22 protein-coding genes and 1 pseudogene are annotated in these 20,346 nt (G+C 29.2%); 10 read left to right on the top strand and 13 right to left on the bottom strand.

Features of this window, described 5'->3' with window-relative positions; genetic code table 11:
* Positions 1-150: 150 nt before the first annotated feature.
* Positions 151-1,608 carry a DEAD/DEAH box helicase gene (locus Q0649_RS04720; RefSeq protein WP_298838093.1) on the top strand — a complete coding sequence of 486 codons (1,458 nt, stop codon included), beginning with the start codon at positions 151-153 and terminating at the stop codon, positions 1,606-1,608.
* 56 nt (positions 1,609-1,664) lie between these two features.
* Here the strand turns inward: Q0649_RS04720 and Q0649_RS04715 are convergent, their stop codons facing one another.
* Genes Q0649_RS04715 through Q0649_RS04705 form a run of 3 tightly spaced genes read right to left on the bottom strand, consistent with a single transcriptional unit; the run spans position 1,665 to position 2,423 of the window.
* The gene (locus tag Q0649_RS04715; protein WP_298838090.1) at positions 1,665-1,892 is read right to left on the bottom strand and encodes a helix-turn-helix transcriptional regulator; all 228 of its coding nucleotides are present in this window, start codon (positions 1,890-1,892) and stop codon (positions 1,665-1,667) included.
* 36 nt (positions 1,893-1,928) lie between these two features.
* Positions 1,929-2,258 carry a DUF2975 domain-containing protein gene (locus Q0649_RS04710; RefSeq protein WP_367179348.1) on the bottom strand — a complete coding sequence of 110 codons (330 nt, stop codon included), beginning with the start codon at positions 2,256-2,258 and terminating at the stop codon, positions 1,929-1,931.
* 42 nt (positions 2,259-2,300) lie between these two features.
* The gene (locus tag Q0649_RS04705; RefSeq protein WP_298838087.1) at positions 2,301-2,423 is read right to left on the bottom strand and encodes a hypothetical protein; all 123 of its coding nucleotides are present in this window, start codon (positions 2,421-2,423) and stop codon (positions 2,301-2,303) included.
* Positions 2,424-2,670: 247 nt separating this feature from the next.
* Here Q0649_RS04705 and Q0649_RS04700 point away from each other — a divergent pair, with 247 nt between their 5' ends.
* Positions 2,671-3,747, top strand: coding sequence for a stage II sporulation protein P (locus Q0649_RS04700; RefSeq protein WP_298838084.1), 1,077 nt, complete (start codon positions 2,671-2,673; stop codon positions 3,745-3,747).
* Between the two features lie 66 nt (positions 3,748-3,813).
* Here the strand turns inward: Q0649_RS04700 and Q0649_RS04695 are convergent, their stop codons facing one another.
* Complete coding sequence (locus Q0649_RS04695) at positions 3,814-4,467, bottom strand: pentapeptide repeat-containing protein (protein ID WP_298838081.1); 654 nt, start codon at positions 4,465-4,467, stop codon at positions 3,814-3,816.
* A gap of 171 nt (positions 4,468-4,638) precedes the next feature.
* Positions 4,639-5,478: an alpha/beta fold hydrolase gene (locus tag Q0649_RS04690; RefSeq protein WP_298838078.1), complete on the bottom strand. Its 840-nt coding sequence runs from the start codon at positions 5,476-5,478 to the stop codon at positions 4,639-4,641.
* Positions 5,479-5,711: 233 nt separating this feature from the next.
* Here Q0649_RS04690 and Q0649_RS04685 point away from each other — a divergent pair, with 233 nt between their 5' ends.
* From Q0649_RS04685 to Q0649_RS04670, 4 genes are all read left to right on the top strand, one after another.
* On the top strand, positions 5,712-6,515 hold the full coding sequence (locus Q0649_RS04685) for an MBL fold metallo-hydrolase (RefSeq protein WP_298838074.1): 804 nt from the start codon (positions 5,712-5,714) through the stop codon (positions 6,513-6,515).
* A gap of 205 nt (positions 6,516-6,720) precedes the next feature.
* Positions 6,721-7,659, top strand: coding sequence for an acyl-CoA dehydratase activase-related protein (locus Q0649_RS04680; protein WP_298838071.1), 939 nt, complete (start codon positions 6,721-6,723; stop codon positions 7,657-7,659).
* Positions 7,613-8,710, top strand: a complete 1,098-nt coding sequence (locus Q0649_RS04675; protein ID WP_298838068.1) for an acyl-CoA dehydratase activase-related protein — start codon at positions 7,613-7,615, stop codon at positions 8,708-8,710. The genes Q0649_RS04680 and Q0649_RS04675 overlap by 47 nt, the downstream gene beginning before the upstream one ends.
* Positions 8,691-9,665, top strand: coding sequence for an acyl-CoA dehydratase activase (locus Q0649_RS04670; RefSeq protein ID WP_298838067.1), 975 nt, complete (start codon positions 8,691-8,693; stop codon positions 9,663-9,665). Before Q0649_RS04675 ends, Q0649_RS04670 begins: the two co-directional genes overlap by 20 nt.
* 25 nt (positions 9,666-9,690) lie before the next feature.
* Here the strand turns inward: Q0649_RS04670 and Q0649_RS04665 are convergent, their stop codons facing one another.
* Together Q0649_RS04665 and Q0649_RS04660 are read right to left on the bottom strand one after the other, a co-directional pair.
* A complete protein-coding gene (locus tag Q0649_RS04665) occupies positions 9,691-11,919 on the bottom strand; it encodes a GGDEF domain-containing protein (RefSeq protein WP_298838065.1) in 2,229 nt (742 codons plus the stop codon).
* 253 nt (positions 11,920-12,172) lie between these two features.
* Positions 12,173-13,828, bottom strand: a complete 1,656-nt coding sequence (locus Q0649_RS04660) for an oleate hydratase (RefSeq protein WP_298838062.1) — start codon at positions 13,826-13,828, stop codon at positions 12,173-12,175.
* 303 nt (positions 13,829-14,131) lie between these two features.
* Here Q0649_RS04660 and Q0649_RS04655 point away from each other — a divergent pair, with 303 nt between their 5' ends.
* Both Q0649_RS04655 and Q0649_RS04650 read left to right on the top strand, forming a co-directional pair.
* A complete protein-coding gene (locus Q0649_RS04655) occupies positions 14,132-14,566 on the top strand; it encodes a hypothetical protein (protein WP_298838060.1) in 435 nt (144 codons plus the stop codon).
* 28 nt (positions 14,567-14,594) lie between these two features.
* Positions 14,595-15,086, top strand: a complete 492-nt coding sequence (locus Q0649_RS04650; RefSeq protein ID WP_298838058.1) for a hypothetical protein — start codon at positions 14,595-14,597, stop codon at positions 15,084-15,086.
* Between the two features lie 87 nt (positions 15,087-15,173).
* On the opposite strand, the gene Q0649_RS04645 is transcribed toward Q0649_RS04650, so the two are convergent.
* From Q0649_RS04645 to Q0649_RS04630, 4 genes and pseudogenes are all read right to left on the bottom strand, one after another.
* Positions 15,174-15,740 carry a hypothetical protein gene (locus tag Q0649_RS04645; protein ID WP_298838055.1) on the bottom strand — a complete coding sequence of 189 codons (567 nt, stop codon included), beginning with the start codon at positions 15,738-15,740 and terminating at the stop codon, positions 15,174-15,176.
* 79 nt (positions 15,741-15,819) lie between these two features.
* Positions 15,820-16,521 (bottom strand): LrgB family protein, encoded by a 702-nt coding sequence (locus Q0649_RS04640; RefSeq protein ID WP_298838052.1) that lies wholly within the window; start codon positions 16,519-16,521, stop codon positions 15,820-15,822.
* Entirely contained in the window at positions 16,514-16,867 is a 354-nt protein-coding gene (locus tag Q0649_RS04635; protein WP_298838049.1) for a CidA/LrgA family protein, read from the bottom strand. The genes Q0649_RS04640 and Q0649_RS04635 overlap by 8 nt, the downstream gene beginning before the upstream one ends.
* 78 nt (positions 16,868-16,945) lie before the next feature.
* Positions 16,946-17,067 (bottom strand): annotated as a pseudogene (locus tag Q0649_RS04630) (SAM-dependent methyltransferase); the annotation flags it as partial.
* Positions 17,068-17,359: 292 nt separating this feature from the next.
* On the opposite strand from Q0649_RS04630, the gene rbr reads away from it, so the two are divergent.
* Together rbr and Q0649_RS04620 are read left to right on the top strand one after the other, a co-directional pair.
* Positions 17,360-17,899 carry a rubrerythrin gene (gene rbr, locus Q0649_RS04625; RefSeq protein WP_298838046.1) on the top strand — a complete coding sequence of 180 codons (540 nt, stop codon included), beginning with the start codon at positions 17,360-17,362 and terminating at the stop codon, positions 17,897-17,899.
* A gap of 11 nt (positions 17,900-17,910) precedes the next feature.
* Positions 17,911-18,189 (top strand): hypothetical protein, encoded by a 279-nt coding sequence (locus Q0649_RS04620; RefSeq protein ID WP_298838043.1) that lies wholly within the window; start codon positions 17,911-17,913, stop codon positions 18,187-18,189.
* A 96-nt stretch (positions 18,190-18,285) separates the two neighbouring features.
* Here Q0649_RS04620 and Q0649_RS04615 read toward each other — a convergent pair whose 3' ends face one another.
* Entirely contained in the window at positions 18,286-19,302 is a 1,017-nt protein-coding gene (locus tag Q0649_RS04615; protein WP_298838040.1) for a phosphodiester glycosidase family protein, read from the bottom strand.
* Between the two features lie 244 nt (positions 19,303-19,546).
* Positions 19,547-20,233: a DedA family protein gene (locus Q0649_RS04610; protein ID WP_298838038.1), complete on the bottom strand. Its 687-nt coding sequence runs from the start codon at positions 20,231-20,233 to the stop codon at positions 19,547-19,549.
* Positions 20,234-20,346: the final 113 nt, after the last annotated feature.

Genomic DNA, 20,346 nt, shown 5'->3' with positions numbered 1-20,346 from the left:
AAATTACTTTAGTTTGTATAGCTAGTATGTTAGCACTATATATTTATATTGTCAATAATAAGCATTAATACACCCTATACTGTATTTATAATAGAATTTCATGGGTGTGATATAATAAAAAGGTTAGTATATATATTGGGAGATGATTGAATGATAAATAAAAGCCTTAATGAGTATAATTTAAGCAGTGAATTATTAAAAGCAATTAGTTTGCTAAATTATAAAGATTTTACGAATGTTCAAAAACAGGTTATACCTGTAGTGCTTGCGCAAAGAGATGTGGTAGTAAAATCTAAAACCGGAAGTGGAAAAACTGCAGCATATGCCATTCCTATTTGCCAGTTAGTGGATTGGGAAGAAAATAAACCTCAGGCATTAGTAATAACGCCAACAAGAGAGCTTGCTATCCAAGTCAAAGAAGATATTTTTAATATAGGTAGGTTTAAAAGACTTAAAGTATGCGCTGTTTATGGAAAGTCGCCTTTTAATGATCAAAAAAAAGAACTTAAGCAAAAAACACATGTAGTAGTTGGCACACCTGGTCGTATTATGGATCATATAGAAAAAGGTACCTTTGATACATCTGATATAAAATATCTTGTAATAGATGAAGCAGATGAAATGCTTAATATGGGATTTGTAGATCAAATAGAATCGATATTAAGTGAATTATCAAAAGACCGTGTGACTATGCTATTATCAGCTACAATGCCAAAAGACATACATAGTTTATGCAATAGATACATGAAAGATCCTACATATATAGAAATTGAGGATGAAAATAAATCATCTGATAATATATGTCAAGAGAGATATAACATACATGAATTTGATAAAATAGATCTTTTAAGCGATTTAACTACTGTTGAAAACCCAGATAGTTGTATTATATTTTGTAATACTAAAGTGAAGGTAGATTCAGTTTACAATGACTTACTCGATCTTGAATATACTTGTAAAAAGATACATGGCGGGATGGAACAAAGTGATAGATTAAGAGTAATGAATGATTTTAAAAAGGGTTATTTTAGATACCTCGTAGCTACAGATGTTGCAGCTCGTGGTATAGATATTGATAATATTACGCTTGTAATTAATTATGATATTCCAGAGGACAAGGAAAGTTATGTACACCGAATAGGAAGAACTGGTCGTATAGGTAAGATGGGTCATGCTATTACTTTTGTAACAAATCGTGATGATAGGTTTTTGTATGATATAGAGCAGTATATTGGCAAAGAAATTCCTTTAAAAGAAAGACCTGAATCTGAAATCATAAATAATTCAAAAGAAGAATTTATTAATAAAATGGATACAAGACCTGTTGTTAAAGAATCAAAAGGAGCAGAACTTAGTAAAGAAATTATGAAATTACACATTAATGCAGGTAAAAAGACAAAGATGAGAGCAACGGATATTGTAGGCACCCTTTGTAGCATTCGCGGAATGACTAAAGACGACATAGGAATCATCAATATAATCGATATATCTACTTTTGTAGAGATATTAAATAATAAAGGTGAGTTGGTGTTCGAAGCGCTTCAGACTACACCTATAAAAGGAAGACTACGCACAGTAAGTAAGGATATATTAGCAGACAGATATTAATGCTTTGGTACCTATAGAATAGACACTTTAAAAAGTGTAAAACTCTACTAGGTACTTTATTTATTTGGTTTAATATATTCGTCACCTCTGAATTCTAAGATATCACCTGGTTGACATTGAAGTTCACTACAAATAGCCTCAAGGGTTGAGAATCTTATAGCTTTTGCTTTATTGGTTTTTAGTATAGATAAATTTGAATTTGTTATCCCCACTCTAATTGCAAGGTCTGATAAATTAACCTTCCTTTTTGCCATCATTACATCTAGATTCACTATTATTGCCATGTATTTCACCTCAATTTATTCTTATATCGTTAATATCTATATTGTTAAGTCATTTTCTTCTTTAACTTCAATCGCTTGCTTAAAAACCTTAGAAAGAATCGCCGTAAAACAGCCTGCAAAGAAAAAAATTATAAACTCAATATCTGTGTGTATACCCGTCACATCAATTTCTATTAATTTAAAATTCAGAAATTGATTGTTAATAAAAAAATTGACCACATAACAACCCGAAACTGTAAAACACGAAATAGCAACATTTCTTAGACTCTTAACATTTCCCCATATAAATGGCGTTATTTTAACTAATGAATTCATAATACATCTAAGATAATACATTATGCAAAGTAATGCAAAACCACCTAAGATAAATAGAATAAATGTAATAATATTTTTAGGATCAAGTAAGTTCTATTGTTCAATTATCAATGCTTTTCTAAGTATAAATAAATATACAACAAAACCTGTAACAATTAAAACATCTAACATTACTTTTAATAAAGATGATAAAGAAGTTTTTCCATAATATTTCATAAAATTTCCTCCATAATTTATATATACTTATATAAACTTTAAAATAATATTATCACACTAATTTTCTTTTTACAATATAGATTAACTGTTTATCAATGAATTCACATTGTAAAACATAAATTTTATTCTTATAGATGAAACCAATTTTGATTTTATTTAAATAGATGTAATAATTAATATTTTAAAGAATATATTATAAAATTAGGTAGTTTTTCCTTTATAAAATGAAAATGTGGGGAGGATTAATATGAGACGTAAAAGTATTAAAAAAAATAATAACAGTAAAATGCTTCTAAGTATTTTAACATTCCTTTTTATTTTTTTGTTTGGTTTAGTTTTACCCAAAAGTGCTAATGCGACTAGTGAAGGAACATCTCAAAATTATTTTTTCATTAAGGCTATTAGCAACACCCTAGCTTTATTTAATTCTTCTAGCAATGGGAAGCAAGATATTAACAGTGAAATCAAGTATTCAATCCTATCTTTTTTAGGTATAGATATTTCAAACCCTCTTTCTATAATAACAAAAGAAATTGCATATTTAGACAAGGATAAAATTAGTAATGATACAAATAATGAAGGTGATGATATAAACTCAATCGTTCCATTTAAATTGGTTGAAAATCAGGTAGATAAGTCTGATGACCCCTCAATTGTAACTAACCTTATTAATAACAATTTGAAACAAACTCTAAACAAATCAAAACCACGAGTACTAATATATCATTCTCATACTACAGAGTCCTATAAGGCCTCTGGCAGTGATAAAACTAAAAATGCTTTTAACGCCAATGAATCGCTAAATGTAGTAGCTGTAGGAGACGTAATAGCATCGCAATTACAAACGAAATATGGAATTTCCGTTATACATGATAAAACTGTAAATAATGTACCAGATTATAATTCAGCCTATAAAAATTCTGGAATTAACTTAGATAAAAATTTAAAAAAATATGGTGATTTTGATTTAATTATAGATTTACATAGAGATGGTGTCCCTAGTAAAAACGCAATAACAACTAAAATAAATGGAGAATCTGTTGCTAACTTTATGTTTGTAGTTACACGTAAAAACCCTAGATATGCTAAGCAGATAAAGCTGGTAAACTCAATGGTTGGAATATCGAATAAATTATTTCCAAACCTTATTAATCCCCTAGAAATCACTTATGCTAACTGGGGAATAAATTTCTATAATCAAGGTAGAAGTAATAATGCATTACTTGTTGAGGTAGGCGACAATAATAATACTATAGCACAGGTAAAAAACACTGGTATGTATTTATCAAGAATATTTGCAGAGCAATTAAATGGTAAAAAATAAATTAGTAAACATCCCTTTTGAATGTAACATAAAGTTACATTCATTTTTTTATAAAAAGCATATAAATTATTTAATAATGAGACCTAGTATACTTGATAATGAAATTACTTGGGTCGATGTAACTCTTACCCCTTTAACATCAACAATATTTACTCCCATACCTTCAATATTACAACTAGTAAAATCTATTCCTTTTAGACTTGTGTAATTCATTAAAGCCCCCATCATATTGGATTCCCTAAATTCAACTTTTAAAAACTTTGAATTTTGAAAATCTGAAGAACGTAATTGGCATTCAAGAAATGCCACTTGCTTACAATCAGAATAACTAAAAAAAGCAAATTCACCATTACAGTTATCAAAAATTACATCTCTAAAGGTTGTCTCACTTAAATTAATACCAATAATTTTACAATTAATAAATTCAACTCTTTGTAATGATGCCTCATTAAAATCCACATTTGATAAATCACAATTTTCAAATTTTACATCTGTCATCTCTATACGCCTAAATGTTACTTTATTAAAAATAACTTTTGTAAATATTATTTGTTTAAAATTCACTCTATCAGCTTCATGATTTTCTATAGAGCAATCACTAACTGTTCCAAAAGAGAAGACACTCTCATCCTCAATACTCTCCTTAGATAACTCTATTATATCAAGATTGCTATCAAATCTAGGTCTTATTACTTTTGTTTTTAATTTTTTCGCTTCCATATGTATTACCTCCACCTAATCTTAAAATAAATATGATTTTACGTAAATACATCTATAAATATCCACTTTACTTTTTTATACTTATAAATATAATTATAGTATACTCTTTTAATTTAATCCAGATAAGTACTATTATAAAACCATGCTAAAAAAATTAAGTCTATAAAAAACTTACCCTTTTAAAGTAGCTTCTTTTATGGCCTTAAATACAAGTTTTCCTGCCTTAATAGGTCTTTCTAATATAAATAGATGGCCATACTCCTTAAGTGATATAAATTTTCTATATCTAAAACTTTTTATTGTTTTAAGTATCTCTTCTTCACTAAAAAAGCAATCATTTTTACCTAAAAATGCAATAACGGACTTGTTATTATCTATCATTAATTCATTTTTAGAAATTTCGTTCATGCTATCACACTCCAGAAAATCACAATGGCAAGTAGCTGACAAAGTACATATTAAATTAGGATTTAGATATTTAATATACCAAGGAGTCTTCCTTGTACAATTTTTATCCATTAGTGCTTTTATATTAAATGTTTTAGTTTCTTTATTATACAATCCTTTGATTACTTTTTCATTATGCCTTGTAAATCTAGCACTAGCAAATAAAATGCAGAGGTCTATATTATTTTCCAATAGCTTTCTATTAATAATATTTAAAAGTGTCATTCCGCCAATTGAATAACCAAGCAATATGACTTTCGTCGTGCAATACTTTTCTTTGATTAACTTTTTTATCACGTCCACCTGAAAATCTACCAACTCATTTCCATCAGTTAAAGGTTCACCCTTAGTTAAAGTTTTTCCAAATCCATGTCCCGGTGTATTAATTATAATAACTTCCGTTTCCTTAAACTGCATTGCAAATATTGCATAATTTGACGCATACGTGGCGGCTCCAGTAAGAATTATAACTGTATTATATCGTGGTTTAGACTCCACTTTTTTCAAACAAATAATTTCTTTATTATTAATAATCAAGTTAATCTTTTTAAGCCAAACACTCACTCAAATTCACCTCTTTTTCTATTTTATTTTTATTATATTGCCCACAATTTATATATCTATTAATTACTTATCATTAATTATATTATTGTTTATTTTCTTTTCTTGTAAGAACAGTAAAAAAATAAGCTATTGATAAATATGTTTTTTACTGTAATAATAAACATAAGCCAAGTTAAAATATAAATGAAATAAAAATTTATTATTTGAATTAAACTAATATTGGAGGAAAATATATGGAATCAGTTAATTTTTTAGGTACAGGAAGTGCTATGGTTACAAAATGTTATAACACTTGTCTTACCATTTCTAACGGCAAAGAGTATTTTTTAATAGATACAGGTGGTGGGAATACCATACTATCAAACCTAGAAAAATCAAACATAGATATAGCCAATATCCACCATGTTTTTATATCTCATAGACATAACGATCATATTTCCGGAATTGTTTGGATAATTAGAGCTGTAGCCCAGCAAATAATGGATGGAAATTATGAAGGCAATCTAACAATTTATTGCCATAAAAATAATGTTGATATAATAAATACAATAAGCAGCTTACTTCTAGATAAAAAGTTTACAAAATACATTGGAACTAGAATACTATTTAATGAAATCTATGATAAATGCACGGTTTCTATACTAGACTGGAATATAAATTTTTTCGATATCAGAAGCACTAAAGAACTTCAGTTTGGCTTTAATACAACCCTTAGGAACGGAAAAAGTTTGGCTTTCTTAGGTGACGAGCCATACAATGATGAGTTATTTGAATATGCAAATAAAGTAGATTACCTTTTTCATGAAGCCTTTTGTTTATATTCACAAAAGGATATCTTTAAACCTTATGAAAAACATCATGCTACCGTAAAAGATGCTTGTGAAAATGCATCTAAGCTTAATGTAAAAAATATAGTTCTATTTCATACTGAGGATAAAAATATATTAAATAGAAGAAAACTATATACTGATGAAGGAAAACAGTTTTTTGCAGGCAATATCATTGTTCCTGACGATTTAGATGTTATTAACTTATAAATTTAACATTGTCATATCCCTGTAATTCTAGATAAAATTATTGACACCACTATATACACCTGTATCCCCCTGGATATGGGTGTATATTTTTTTACCTTTTTTTAAGATGTCTTAAATTTATAAATTCTAATGTAAATAAGAATACTTTCCCTCTAAATAGTTCAGAATAGAAAGGAGTGGTTGATACACATACAAGGAGGAACTTATGAAAGTTGGTATTCCTAAAGGATTGTTATACTACAAATACTCCCCGTTTATAAAAACATTTTTAAGTGACTTAGGTGTTGAAATAATTACATCTACAGATACAAATAAAAATATTTTAAATGAAGGAATTAAATATTGTGTTGATGAAGCATGTCTTCCTATAAAGATATTCCATGGACATATCTTAAATATAAAAGATAAATGTGATTTATTAATAATACCAAGATTTATGAGAGTACGTCCCCGAGAATTTATATGCCCAAAGTTTTGTGGGCTTCCAGAAATGATTTTATGTAGCATACCTAATATGCCAAAGGTTATGACAGAACCTATATATGCTAGTAGCGAAAAAGAATTATACACTTGGTGCAAAAAACTAGCCAAAATGATTACGAAAGATAAACATAAAATTAAGATTGCCTTTGCAAACGCTCTAGATGTTCAAAGAAAAACTAAATTTGGTATAAAAGATGAAGGCTATAAAATAACTATTGCGCTAGTTGGACATCCATACAATCTCTACGATACTTTTATTAATATGGATATAGTAAAGAAATTAAACAAATTAGGAGTTGGAATTATAACAGAAGAATATGTAAGTGAAGAACAAATTAAATTAGAAGTAAACACTCTTATTAAACGACCCTTTTGGACTTTTGCATCAAAGTCTTATGGTTTTACAGCTAGTATAGCTAAAAACAAAGAAATCGATGGTGCTATATACATATCTTCCTTTGCTTGCGGAATAGACTCCGTTGTAATTGAACTTATAAAAGATAAAACTTGTGGTTTCCCTCTTTTAGTCTTAAAAGTTGATGAACATACTGGTGAAGGTGGTGTAGATACAAGAATTGAAGCCTTTATTGATATGATTGAAAGGAAAAATAATAATGAAGATAACATTTCCACATTTCGGCAACACACATCTTGCAGCTAAAGCATTATTTGATGGACTAGGTATAGAATGCATAATACCACCATTTAGTACCAACGAAGCATTGGAGCTAGGTTCAAAGTTTTCTCCTGAAGAAATGTGTTTACCTTATAAAATTATGATGGGTAATTATTTGCAGAGTATAACACTTGGGGCTGATACCATAATCCTTCCTGGAAGTTGCGGTCCTTGTAGATTTGGTGAGTACTGTGAATTACAAATAAATGCACTTAAGAAAATGGGTCATAACCTAACATTTATTGTAATTGATAGTCCTTTTGATATTGGCAAAAACGAATTTTTAAATCGTCTATCAAAAATATCAAACAACAGTTCTAAAAATAAATTACAAAAAATTAGGGCGTTGAAATTAGCCTATACTGTAAATGGGCTTATAGATAAAATTGAAAGTAAAGTACATCGTCTAACAGGATTTGAAGTTAACAACGGTCAATTTAAAAACCTTTTAAAAGAATGCACCATTAATGCTGCTAATGCAATTTCCCCACCACAAATGGTAAGTATTTTAAAAAAATATAACAATAAAATAAATAACGTTCCTATTAATAAACATAAAGACCCCATTAAGATTGCAATTATTGGTGAAATTTATACTATAATTGAACCCTTTTCTAATCTATATATAGAAGATAAACTTATGGACTATGGCGTATCCACTAAAAGAATGCTTACCCCTACTTGGTGGATTAAAAATGCATTACTTAGTCCATTTAAACTTAACTCAATTAGCATAAGAAAAGCCTCTAAAGAATACCTTCCATATTATATCGGGGGTCACGCTAGAGAATGTGTGGGGGAAGTGCTCATAGCCGAGAAAGAAAGTTTTGATGGTGCAATTCAAATTTTCCCTATGGGATGTATGCCTGAAATTGTGTCAAAAGCAATCTTAACTAAAATTTCAAGCGATAAAGATTTTCCGATAATGACCTTAATAGTAGACGAAATGACTGGAGAAGCCGGATATATTACTAGGATAGAAGCATTTGTAGATATGTTAGAGAGGAGAAAAAACAATGTACTATATGGGAGTTGATGTAGGATCTGTAAGTACTAATATCGTATTATTAGATGATTCATTAAATGTTATAGAAAAATTATATTTAAGAACAAAAGGTAAACCTATAAAAGCAATCCAGGACGGATTAAAGATATTAAACAAGAAATATGAAAGTCATCAAATAAAATCGGTTGGAACTACCGGAAGCGGAAGACAAATGGCATCTTTTTTAATAGGTGCGGACATCGTAAAAAATGAAATTACTGCTCATGCAGTTGCATCCCTTGAAATTGATAAAGAAGTAAGTACCATATTAGAAATAGGTGGTCAAGATTCAAAGATAATATTATTAAAAAATGGTATAGTAACAGATTTTGCTATGAATACAGTATGTGCGGCCGGTACAGGTTCTTTTCTTGATAGGCAAGCAGAAAGGTTAGAGATCCCTATTGAAGATTTTGGAGAATATGCATTAAAGTCAAAATCGCCTGTTAGAATAGCTGGAAGATGTGCGGTTTTTGCAGAATCTGACATGATACACAAGCAACAGCTTGGCTATAATGAAGAAGACATAATAGGTGGCCTTTGCGAAGCAATGGTAAGAAATTATTTAAGCAATGTAGGAAAAGGAAAACGAATCCGTTCAAAAATATTCTTTCAAGGTGGTGTTGCAGCGAATATTGGAATTAAAGTGGCTTTTGAGAAAGCCTTAGATACTGAGGTTTATGTTCCAACTCATTATAATGTAATGGGTGCTATAGGTGCTGCAATACTTTCAAAAGAAAAAGTCATGAGGATAGGTAAAACAAATTTCAAAGGGTTTGAAATAGCCTTTAATGATTTTGTACCCAAAAATATTGAGTGTAATGGATGTGGTAATAATTGTGAAGTAATTGCAATAAAAGATGGTGAAAAAACTGTAGGTTGCTTTGGAGATAGGTGTGGCAAATGGAGCAATAAAATGGAACTAAAAAAGAGAGATATTAGATAACCATTTATGTAATATCTCTACTTTTTTAGTATACATTAGCTGATATTCTATTTCTGCCATTTCTTTTAGCAATATAAAGCTGGTTATCAACTTTTCTTATAAATTCATTTATTGTTATGTTTTTATTGGGGAAAACAGAAGTTATACCAATTGATAATGTAATTCTATCTGAAATCTCGGAAAATCCATGTATAATATTCAATATTTCCAATTTTCTTCTTAAATTTTCTCCAAATTTAACTGCATAATCAATTGAACTTTTGAGCAATACAATTACAAATTCATCACCACCATACCTTGAAACAAAATATGGTCCATTATTTAAGTTTGCCAAAATACTAGCAACTCTAGTTAAGCATTTATCACCCTCTAAATGGCCAAAGTTATCGTTATACTCTTTAAAATAATCTATATCAATAATTAATAAAGATAAACTACTTCTTCCCCTTATACTACTCTCCCAAACATCATTTATGTATGTATCAAACTTTCTCCTATTAGGTATCCCCGTTAAACTATCATTTTCAGACAAAGATAATAATATTTCGTTCACTTTTTCTAATTCAATTTGAATTCCTTTTGTCTTTATAACTTCCATTTCTAGTTCCATTGATTTTATTGAATTATTAATTGCTATTGCAGCATAAGCTGATAATGCTTTAACCATTTCAATATGGTATGGTGTAAAAGCATTTTTGCCTTTACTTTGTATTGACATTACTCCTATAATCTTAGCGTTTACTATAAGAGGACAAAACATCATTGAATTTATCTCAGTATTGTAATTCAATTTTAGTTGATTATTAAATGCTCCCTCATTAATATATTTTGGGAACTCTTTACTAACATCATTAATTATAATCAACACGCCACTGTCAATACATTTTTTAGTAAAACTTGGTTTATTAGAAAGTGAAAGTGATGGCATATTTTCCTTTTCACCGCTAATAATAGCATCTAAATAATTTATCATAGAGTTATTTTCATCATAAAGACCAATACAGAAATAAGATAAATCCATGAAATCTTTAATACTTGAATAAAGTATATCTAATATGGAATGTTCATTTAAAGTTGAAGTTATTTTTTGTCCTAGTTCACTAATAATAGATATTTTTTCAACAAGCAATTGTAATGATTGTGATTTTATTTTTAAGGTTTCATTTTTCTCTGTAATTCTGTTATTCTCTTTCTCAATTTCTAACATCTGTTTTTTTGTATTTAAACTCTGAATAATATTTTTATTATAAGCTTCTATATGTTTCTTTTCGTACTGATAATGCAATTTCATATATCTAAAAGATAATTCATATTTTCCTGACTTTTCATAGAATATAGATAACATCATTGATATTTCAGATACTTTTTCATGTTGACTATATTTTATTGATACATTACAAGCACTTATTAATATATCAATTGATTTCGTTATTTCTTTTCGTTCCATCATATATTCATAATAACTAAGTAATGCATCAATTTTATAACTAGGAATTGATTCTTTTTCATTCAAATCTATTGCAATATAAAAATATTCTTCAGCCTTTGCATAATCTCTTTTTTTCCATGAAGTCAGAGCTAGCAATTTATAAATATCAGCATCAGCAATAGTATAATTATACTGTTTCATATACTTTAAAGCTTTATATGAGAGAATATTTGCCTTTTCATATTCCTCTAACAAGTAATAAATCTCGCCTAAACTAAGGATAGTTACTCCACTTGATAAGCTATAATCGTATAAAGAATCTATCTTGTACGCTCTTTCACTATAACTTAATGCTTCCTTGTATGCATTAAGTAATTTGTAATTTTCAGCAATATTATTTAAAGTAAGCATTATCGCTCTTTTAGAATTAGCCTTTTTATCATATCTTTTGCCTAAATCTATTTTTATGGCAACTATTTGCGCTTTATCGTAAAAATCCATACTTTTTTCAATATCACCTAACTCGGTAAATATAATTCCTAATAAATTATATGCCAACCATATAAGATCATAAAATCCTTCTTTAATAAAATAATGAAGTGAAATATATATTAATTCTAATGCTTCTTCATCATTACCAATGCTATGATAAGAATAAGCCATATATGCTTTGGCGACTTTTTCACCAAGTGTATATCCTATCTTTTCGGATAAAAGCAGTGCATGCTTTGATAATTGTATTGTCCGCTGAGGCTCACAATATTTTGATGCACTAGCTTTTTCTAAAAGTATATTAATTTCTCTCCTTATACTTACATCATCCATGAAATTACTCCTATTCAATATTCATAATTATTTTGAATCAATTACTTTTTATTTATATATTTAGCATTACCATTATTTATAAATACAATATTACCATTAAATATAAATACATACAACATAGAATCTACAAAATTGTAATAAATAAACATAAATTTTACATTCTTATCCATAATTAGCTAATAGAATTAATTACATAAAAAAGAAGCCATAAGCTTTTAAATTAAGAGCTTATGACTTCCTTCTATTATTTAAATTATTTTAACAAAGATTTTATTGCAAGTAATTCCTTACTTAAATTATCATCTTTCATCATTTCAAGTACAGAATTAAGCATTACACGTACATCATGTTGTCCTTTATAAATAGGAGTAAGTCTCTTATTTAGATTTAGGAATTTATAAACAGCAATTTGTGCTCCTCTTACTGAATAATCCATTGTAAATACTACGTCATCCTTTATCTCACAAAACTGTCCAAGCAATGCTAAATTTGTTGAACCTTCTGGAATATTTTGAGGTCTATCACCCTTTGCCCTAGTTAAAAATTGTGCTGTTGTAAACGGCAATATACATGGTATACAAATAGACGTTGCAATAATTTTCTTCATATCATCTTTAAAGTTTAGATGATATAATACTTCTGCTAATATTTCCTCACCAGTGCAATCTACCATTCGTTTCTTTATAAAATCACCTTTTGCATATGGGAATAAAGAGTAACCCCAAATAATTTGTATTTCATCAGGTTGGCTAATAAAATGTGGTTGATTATGCAAAACTATAGTCATAAGCCATGCAGAATCTCTAAATGTCATATGAGCCCCAGTTCCTGGCTGATTACCTGAGAATTCTATTATTTTATTATACATTGTTGGATCTTTAAGTGTTACCGTGAAAGACTGCCACATAGATTCTTCAACTCGATCATCAAAAACCTTTGGATTACCAAACTCAGGACGACCGTCTGCAATTTTCTCCCAAAGATCCCATGCTCCCCCTACATGCTTATCATTAATTATTGCTGGCTTATTCATTGACCCAAGGCTTGTACCCGCTGTTAATGAACCAATAGTTGCAAATGCAAAATCTCCATCGCCAACTTCTATTCTAGTTGTTTTTCCGTCTTTAAGACATTTAAATGCAGTAACTGTAGTTTCAGTATCTGATGGTTTAAATTCTAAATCAGTCACTCTACAGTTTAATTCAAAATTAACCCCTTGTGATTTTAACCATTTTGTCATAGGTAATAACATTGAGTCATATTGATTGTATGGTGTACGACGTATTCCAGATAAATCTTTAAGTCGTGGTAATTCTTGAATAAATCTATGAAGATATCTCTTAAGTTCTACAGCACTATGCCAAGTCTCAAATGCAAAGAGTGTAGTCCACTGAAGCCAGAAATTTGTCTTAAAAAATGCTTCTGGGAAACACTCTTTAATAGTTTTTGTTCCTAAAGAATCTTCAGAGTTAATCATTATATCCATTAACGCCATTCTATCTGCTCGGTCTAATCCCAAAGTCGATACATCTAATATATTAGCATCATTATCTATTAATCTAGCTTTTGCATGAGTATGAATTTCTTTATTAAAAGCATTAAATTCATCCAATATAGAAACTTTAGGATCAGTTAATGAAGGAATACTTTCCATTATTCCAAATGTACAAGCATACGCTTCCCTATCAAACATTCTTCCACCACGAATTACATAACCATCCTTTGCATTACCATTCCCATCCATGCTGCCACCTGTTACATTTAATTCTTCATATATGTGAATATTTTTTCCTGGAACATGTCCATCTCTAATTAAAAATATTGCTGCTGCCATTGATGCAAGTCCCGCACCAACCATATAAGCATTAGTTTTTTCTACATCAATAGTTTGATCAAAATTAAATTTCATTTTAACACCCTCCATTTTTTAAAATTATGTACTTTTAACTAAAATTAAATCAATTTATATATACCAAGTTGTTAACTTGCCATATATGAATAATAACTCTAACCCCCATAATTTTATACAACCAATATCATAATACTGTCTAAAAAATATACATATATATTAAACTGTATAGTTAAATAAAAAACCTCCATCAAAATGAAATTTCATATAACTTTAACTAAACCAATAAAAATTTTAATTTAAAATAACAAAACCATCACTTTAAACATATATTGTATTGTAAATACTTTAAGGAGTTAATTGATGTATATCGATGAAGATACTATCAAATCGTTTAATTTAAATAATACTTATGAACAAGAAGCTCAAAATCTCCCACTAATTTGTCCATACAGACAAATGAATCCTTTTCCACCATTCATAGGAGGACCTCAAGGTGGTCCTCCTGGCAGTCCAGCTTCAGGGTCTCCTGGAAGACCACCTTCTTCAGCACCAAACTTTACGCCACCCGAACCTAAGACACAACAATTTGGTGCTACCCCTCTATCAATAGACCAAGGTGCTATAAAACCCTGCCTTCGTAGATTTGTATATATATGGCCAAGAAGAGGCAGAGGATTTTGGGCATGGCTTACATTCGTGGGTCCTAGATCTATATCAGGTTTTCGCTGGGATAGAAATACTTGGAGATATTTTGGAATGGATCTTAGAGAAATCAGCAGTTTCCAATGCTTTTAAATAGTAATGAAAGAATCGAGGGATTAATATGAAAAATTTCCAGCATTTCCGTGGAGTAATTACAATGATCAATGATTTTTGGATAGATGAAAGTGAAAAAAACACAGGTTGCTATAACTTAATGTCTGTAGCTAATGGATATGGAGATTTAGTAAATTTCGTAGTGCAGCCGACTACTTACTTTGTAGACCATGTAATGCTAACACCCGGAGATATAGTAACTGGATTCTATGATGCAAATGCAGCTACAGTCCTCATTTTCCCACCACAATTTACGGCAATCGTTATGGCAACAGATTCCCTTTATCAAAATGTGAAAGTAGACTATTTTAACAATAATCTTATTAGTAGCGATAATAATTTAAATTTAAATATTGCACCATGGACACAAATAGTACTTGAAAACGGTCAATTATTTACCAAAAGTCCAACAAACCGCAATCTTATTGTTGTCTACGGTGCTACTACAATGAGCATACCAGCACAAACGAGTCCCTATAAAATTATTGTTATGTGTTAAATATTTGATACTCTACATTAAAAAAAGATTTACTAACAAGTAAAGGAGAAGCCTAGGCCACTCCTTTATTATCATAATATACTTCATTTACTTAAAAAGATCTAAACTGTCAAATAATTTATTAAAATTATCTTTAGCAATTACTTCTCTTTCTTTAAATGTCCCCATTTTCTCTTTAGTGAATACTTCATTATTATTTAAAGTTACAAGTGCCTCTTTTACAGTATTCTTAAAACTTGGAATCATATCTATTATTTTTTTCACTCCATACATATATTCGTCATCATAAAGTTTAAAACATTGAAATAACCCTGATGTAAGTCTTCCATCTGAGAATATATAGATATATCTATCGCTCATTTCATCTGATAAATCAACTTCAACTTTATGCTTATACAACCTAAAAATAACATCATTTTTCTCAACGAAAATAGGAAATATCATAGAAAATAGAACCATTGGTTCTTCTTCTTCCTCAACCATACCTGAAAAATCATTTTCATTAAGTCTCTCAAGTATATCATCTGTAAAAATACATTTACGTATTTCTTTAGCCAATTTAGTTCTTAAATTTTGTTCTTTCTCATCAGATAACAAATTATCTATTGAATTAAATAATTTTTTTAGTGGGCCTTTCTCTTCATCTTTTTTCATAATTATAGTGCCTCCTTAGTGATCTTCTACGAAGCTATAGTCATTTTTTCAAATCTACAAGTCATCTTTTTAAAATAACCTAGAACATTTTAAGGAATATTTTCCACAAAAGAGGGTATAAAAGAACAATCACAATTCCTGAAATAGCCATAGTTAAACCGCTCATCGCTCCCTCAGTTTCTCCCATTTCCATCGCTCTTGCTGTTCCCAACGCATGAGATGATGCCCCCATAGCAATTCCCATAGCAACTTTATCTTTAATTCTTAAAATTTTGTACATAAATGGACCACTTATTGATCCTACGATTCCTGTAATTATTATCGCTACAACCGTAATTGATGGAAGCCCACCTAATTGCTTCGATAATACTATTCCTATAGGCGTTGTTATAGACTTCGGTATTAAAGATACAATAAGTACATCTGTAAAGCCAAATAATTTTGAAAGAAATACTACACTTACAAAACCTACAATAGCTCCGCTAAAAATACCTATAAGTATTGGAGTAGCATTTTGTTTAAATAACGTAAATTTTTTATACATCGGCAACGCTAATGCAACCGTTGCAGGAAATAAAAAAAACGAAATAATTTTACCCCCATTATTATAATCCTCATATTTAATATGAAATTTCATAAGAAAAAATATTAATATAATAATTGCTATCATAAGTGGATTAAAAATTGGAAGTTTACCTTTTTTCTTTATATATATTCCTATTTCATAAGCAACAAGTGATACTATTACTCCAAAAACTGGTGAGCTAATTAAATCATTCATGTATTCGTCCTTTCCTTAAAATTTTAACTACTAATGCTGTTACGATCCACACTACAAATGTGGATAAAATAACTATAATCGCAAATGGTATCCATTTACCCTTTAATACACCGAAAGCTGTCATTAATCCTACTCCCGCTGGAATAAAGAAAAATGACATATTTGATAAAAGAAACTCACAAAGTTCTTCTATCATTTCCACTTTAACAATTCCTATCTGTAGTGCTAAAAACAGTAAAATAAGTCCAATAACAGATCCTGGAATCGGCAATTTTAATGTTAGTTGTAATACAGTACCAATAATATATGGAATCAAAACAATCATTAATTGTCTTAAATACCTCACTCTTTCACCTACTCGCTATAAAATATTGTAATGCCTTGAATTTAACATAAAACCAATATTTTTTTACTAAATATTGATTTATTTATATAAATATTCTCTTATCAAAGGAATAAATCATTCTTTACTCCTTTGGCGAATAATATTTGCTGAAGATTAATATTACCACAATTTAAGGATGAAGCACAAGAATTTAAATATAGCATACCATTAACTAATTATTCTATTAAAAAAATAACAATTAACAATATAGGTATAACATTTTTTTATCTAGAGGTCAAAAACTAACCATCTAATATTATACTTAGTAAACGGTAATCATATTTTCTTTTATACATAAACCTCCCATTTGCTTGCTTTTATAAATATTATCTATATGCAATTACAATTTTTCCTTTAATATAGCTTTCTTTAAGATTACTTTTTTAAAGTAACCTTTAACCTCATAATGAATAAGATAATAAAGAAGATAAATTACTTAATGGAGGAATATTAATGCAATTAAATGGTAGTAAGACTGAACGAAATCTTCTTAGTACTTTTGCTGGAGAGTCAAGAGCAAGAAATAAGTATACATTTTATGCTGAAAAGGCAGAAAAAGAAGGGTATGAATATATAGCATCCGTTTTTGAAGCTACTGCAAATAATGAAAAGGCTCATGCAAGAGAAGTTTTTAATAGATTTCTTAAAATGAATAAAAGTACAGCCGATAATTTAAAAGATTCTGCGCAGGGAGAATCTCATGAAAGTAACACCTTATATAAGCAATTTGAAAAAGAAGCCCGGGCAGAAAGTTTTACAGAAATTGCAAATTTATATAAAGAATTACAAGAAGTAGAAGAAAATCATGAGATTAGGTTTATGAAAATATATGATAATCTTCAAGCAGGTATGATATTTAAAAGGAACACTGATGTAAAATGGCAATGTATGAATTGTGGATACATTCATATTGGAAAAGAAGCACCTACCTTTTGTCCATTATGTAAATTTCCAAAAGCTTACTTTAAAATCTATTGTGAAGACTACAAATAGGAGGAGTGAATATGATAATTTACTATCCCACTTACTATTTAGTGCCAGTAGCACCTGTAATGTTTTCGAATGAGAATGGATATAATACTCGTTGTAATACTTTTTACAATGATGAGTACAATGGTATTTATAGTGATGACTACCCCCTCTCTCAAAATAATGAGTACAACGACAATCACGACTCTAGGTATACTATAACCTCTAGCGAAATTTATAACCCATACAGAACAATAAACGAAGATATTTTTTACGATGTTGATGAAGAATACGTAAATGATAGTATTAAATAATGGTTGTCGTTACTTATAAGGCAACCTCCCCAGAGGTTGCCTTATAAGTAACGATGCAATTGTTTGAGCCATTATATACAAACAAAAACGCATTCATTATTTTCTACTTTCTACATATATAATTGAAGGTACTGATCTTTCACCTAAACTGTCGCAAGGATTATTAATAACTTCATCATCATAAAATAATGTAGAAGATGAACCTCCATCTAAATTGGTAGCATTATAAGCCCCATGTTCATATAACACGTCTTGGGCCTCTCTTAAAGTAGCCCCTAAACTACGTATCTGTCTGCCATCAATAACTAAAAATAGTATTGAGCCATCTTTTCTTTGTGCTACACATGTTCTAGGTGCAATTCCCCACCCACCATTACCATTCTTTATTGTTTTATGCCCATTAACTATCATGGCTGGTCCAAAAGACACAGCCTCATTTACCCCGTATTTTATCAGTTCTTTAATTGTATAAGGACCAACTAATAACTTTCCTAATTTAGTTAATGCTACGGTATCCATTTTTTCATTATCATTATTTGTACCATTATAAACAATCTTTCCACTAGACATTATAACTCCAGATGGGTTTGCACCAGTTCCCGTCCACAGTGAGTCTGAGCTCATATCTGTAAACCCGCCACCATTAATAGCTGCAATGGCGTTATTATCTCTTGCAATAACACTAGTTAGTTCTCCCTCCCTACCAAGCTTACTACTATACCCTACCTTTATTCTGGTTGGATCATTAATCACTAACAGAAATCCTTTGAATTTATTTCCTGTTATTTCATATCTTATAACACTTTTATCATTTTTATTTTTAACCTTTACACCTGTTCCTATTCCATGTGAATTATCTTGAACTATAATATCTACCTTCTGCTGGCTCATAATTTCTTTTATCTTATCATCAGATAAAAATGATGTCACTAGCCATTGCAATGAAAAAGTAGTCATTGCAGAACCTACAACTGTAGATCTTACATTTTTAAACGGTCCATAATAAATCATAAATGGGCCTGTAATTATTGTGAAAAGACCTTCGAATATAATAAACAACATTACAAGTCTTATTTTACTCTTTTTACCTTTTTCTTTTTTTATTTTTTTCATGCTTACCTTCCTTTTATGGCATGCGTTATTCTATAATTTCAAAATACAAACCAAATAAGTATTATTGCTAATTTATTCCTGTTTAATATATTATATGATTTATTTTATAGTTTCCATGCCTATTATCTTTTATAAGATTTGATATTAAGAAAGATTAAAAAAGCACCTAGATAACAGATTAATCTGTGTCCTAAATGCTCTTCACATAAATATTAATTTATATTGTACTTATTTATTAATGTTATTAAATCTCATTAGTCATAACCCCCTCTTCATCGTCATCATCGTCATCATTTTTTTTTCTCTTTTCCTTTATGAACACAATAACTCCAGGCAATAATGAAATAATTATTATTGCTACTAACATATAAGAAAAATTAGTTTTTACAAATGATAAATTACCAAAGAAATAACCTCCACCTAAGAATAAACTTACCCAAAGTCCTCCGCCAACGATATTATATGGTATAAACTTCGAATAATTCATTTCTCCAATACCAGCTACAAAAGGTGCAAAAGTTCTAACTATAGGAATAAATCTTGCAATTACTATTGTCATCGACCCATGCTTTTCATAAAATTCCTGAGCCTTTATTAAATAATTCTTGTTAATAAATCTTACTTCTTCTTTTGCGAGTATCTTTTTCCCAATCTTTTTACCAATAAAATAATTAGCAGTATCTCCAAGTATAGCCGCAAGATATGATATTATTAATAGGGTAACTATATTCATTGATCCAATTCCTGCTAGTGCTCCTGCCGCGAATAACATTGAATCACCTGGCAAAAACGGTGTAATTACTAAACCTGTTTCAATAAATATAATTAAAAAAAGAACTCCGTATGTCAACATTCCATATTGTTGAACCATTAAAGTTAAATACTTATCAATATGCATTATTACACTTATAAAGTTGATTAAAATATCCATATTTTCTCTCCTCATTATTAAACGCCTATCTTATTTCTTGTTGATAATATTATATATTTGTAAGATTAAAATTTGATTAAAAAATCTTATATTTATAAATTAATTCCATATTA

This window comes from uncultured Clostridium sp. (assembly GCF_937920395.1).
GTDB lineage: Bacteria > Bacillota > Clostridia > Clostridiales > Clostridiaceae > Clostridium_AD.
The sequence above is the reverse complement of the archived record's forward strand: the minus strand, read 5'-3'. Positions and strand labels throughout refer to the sequence as shown.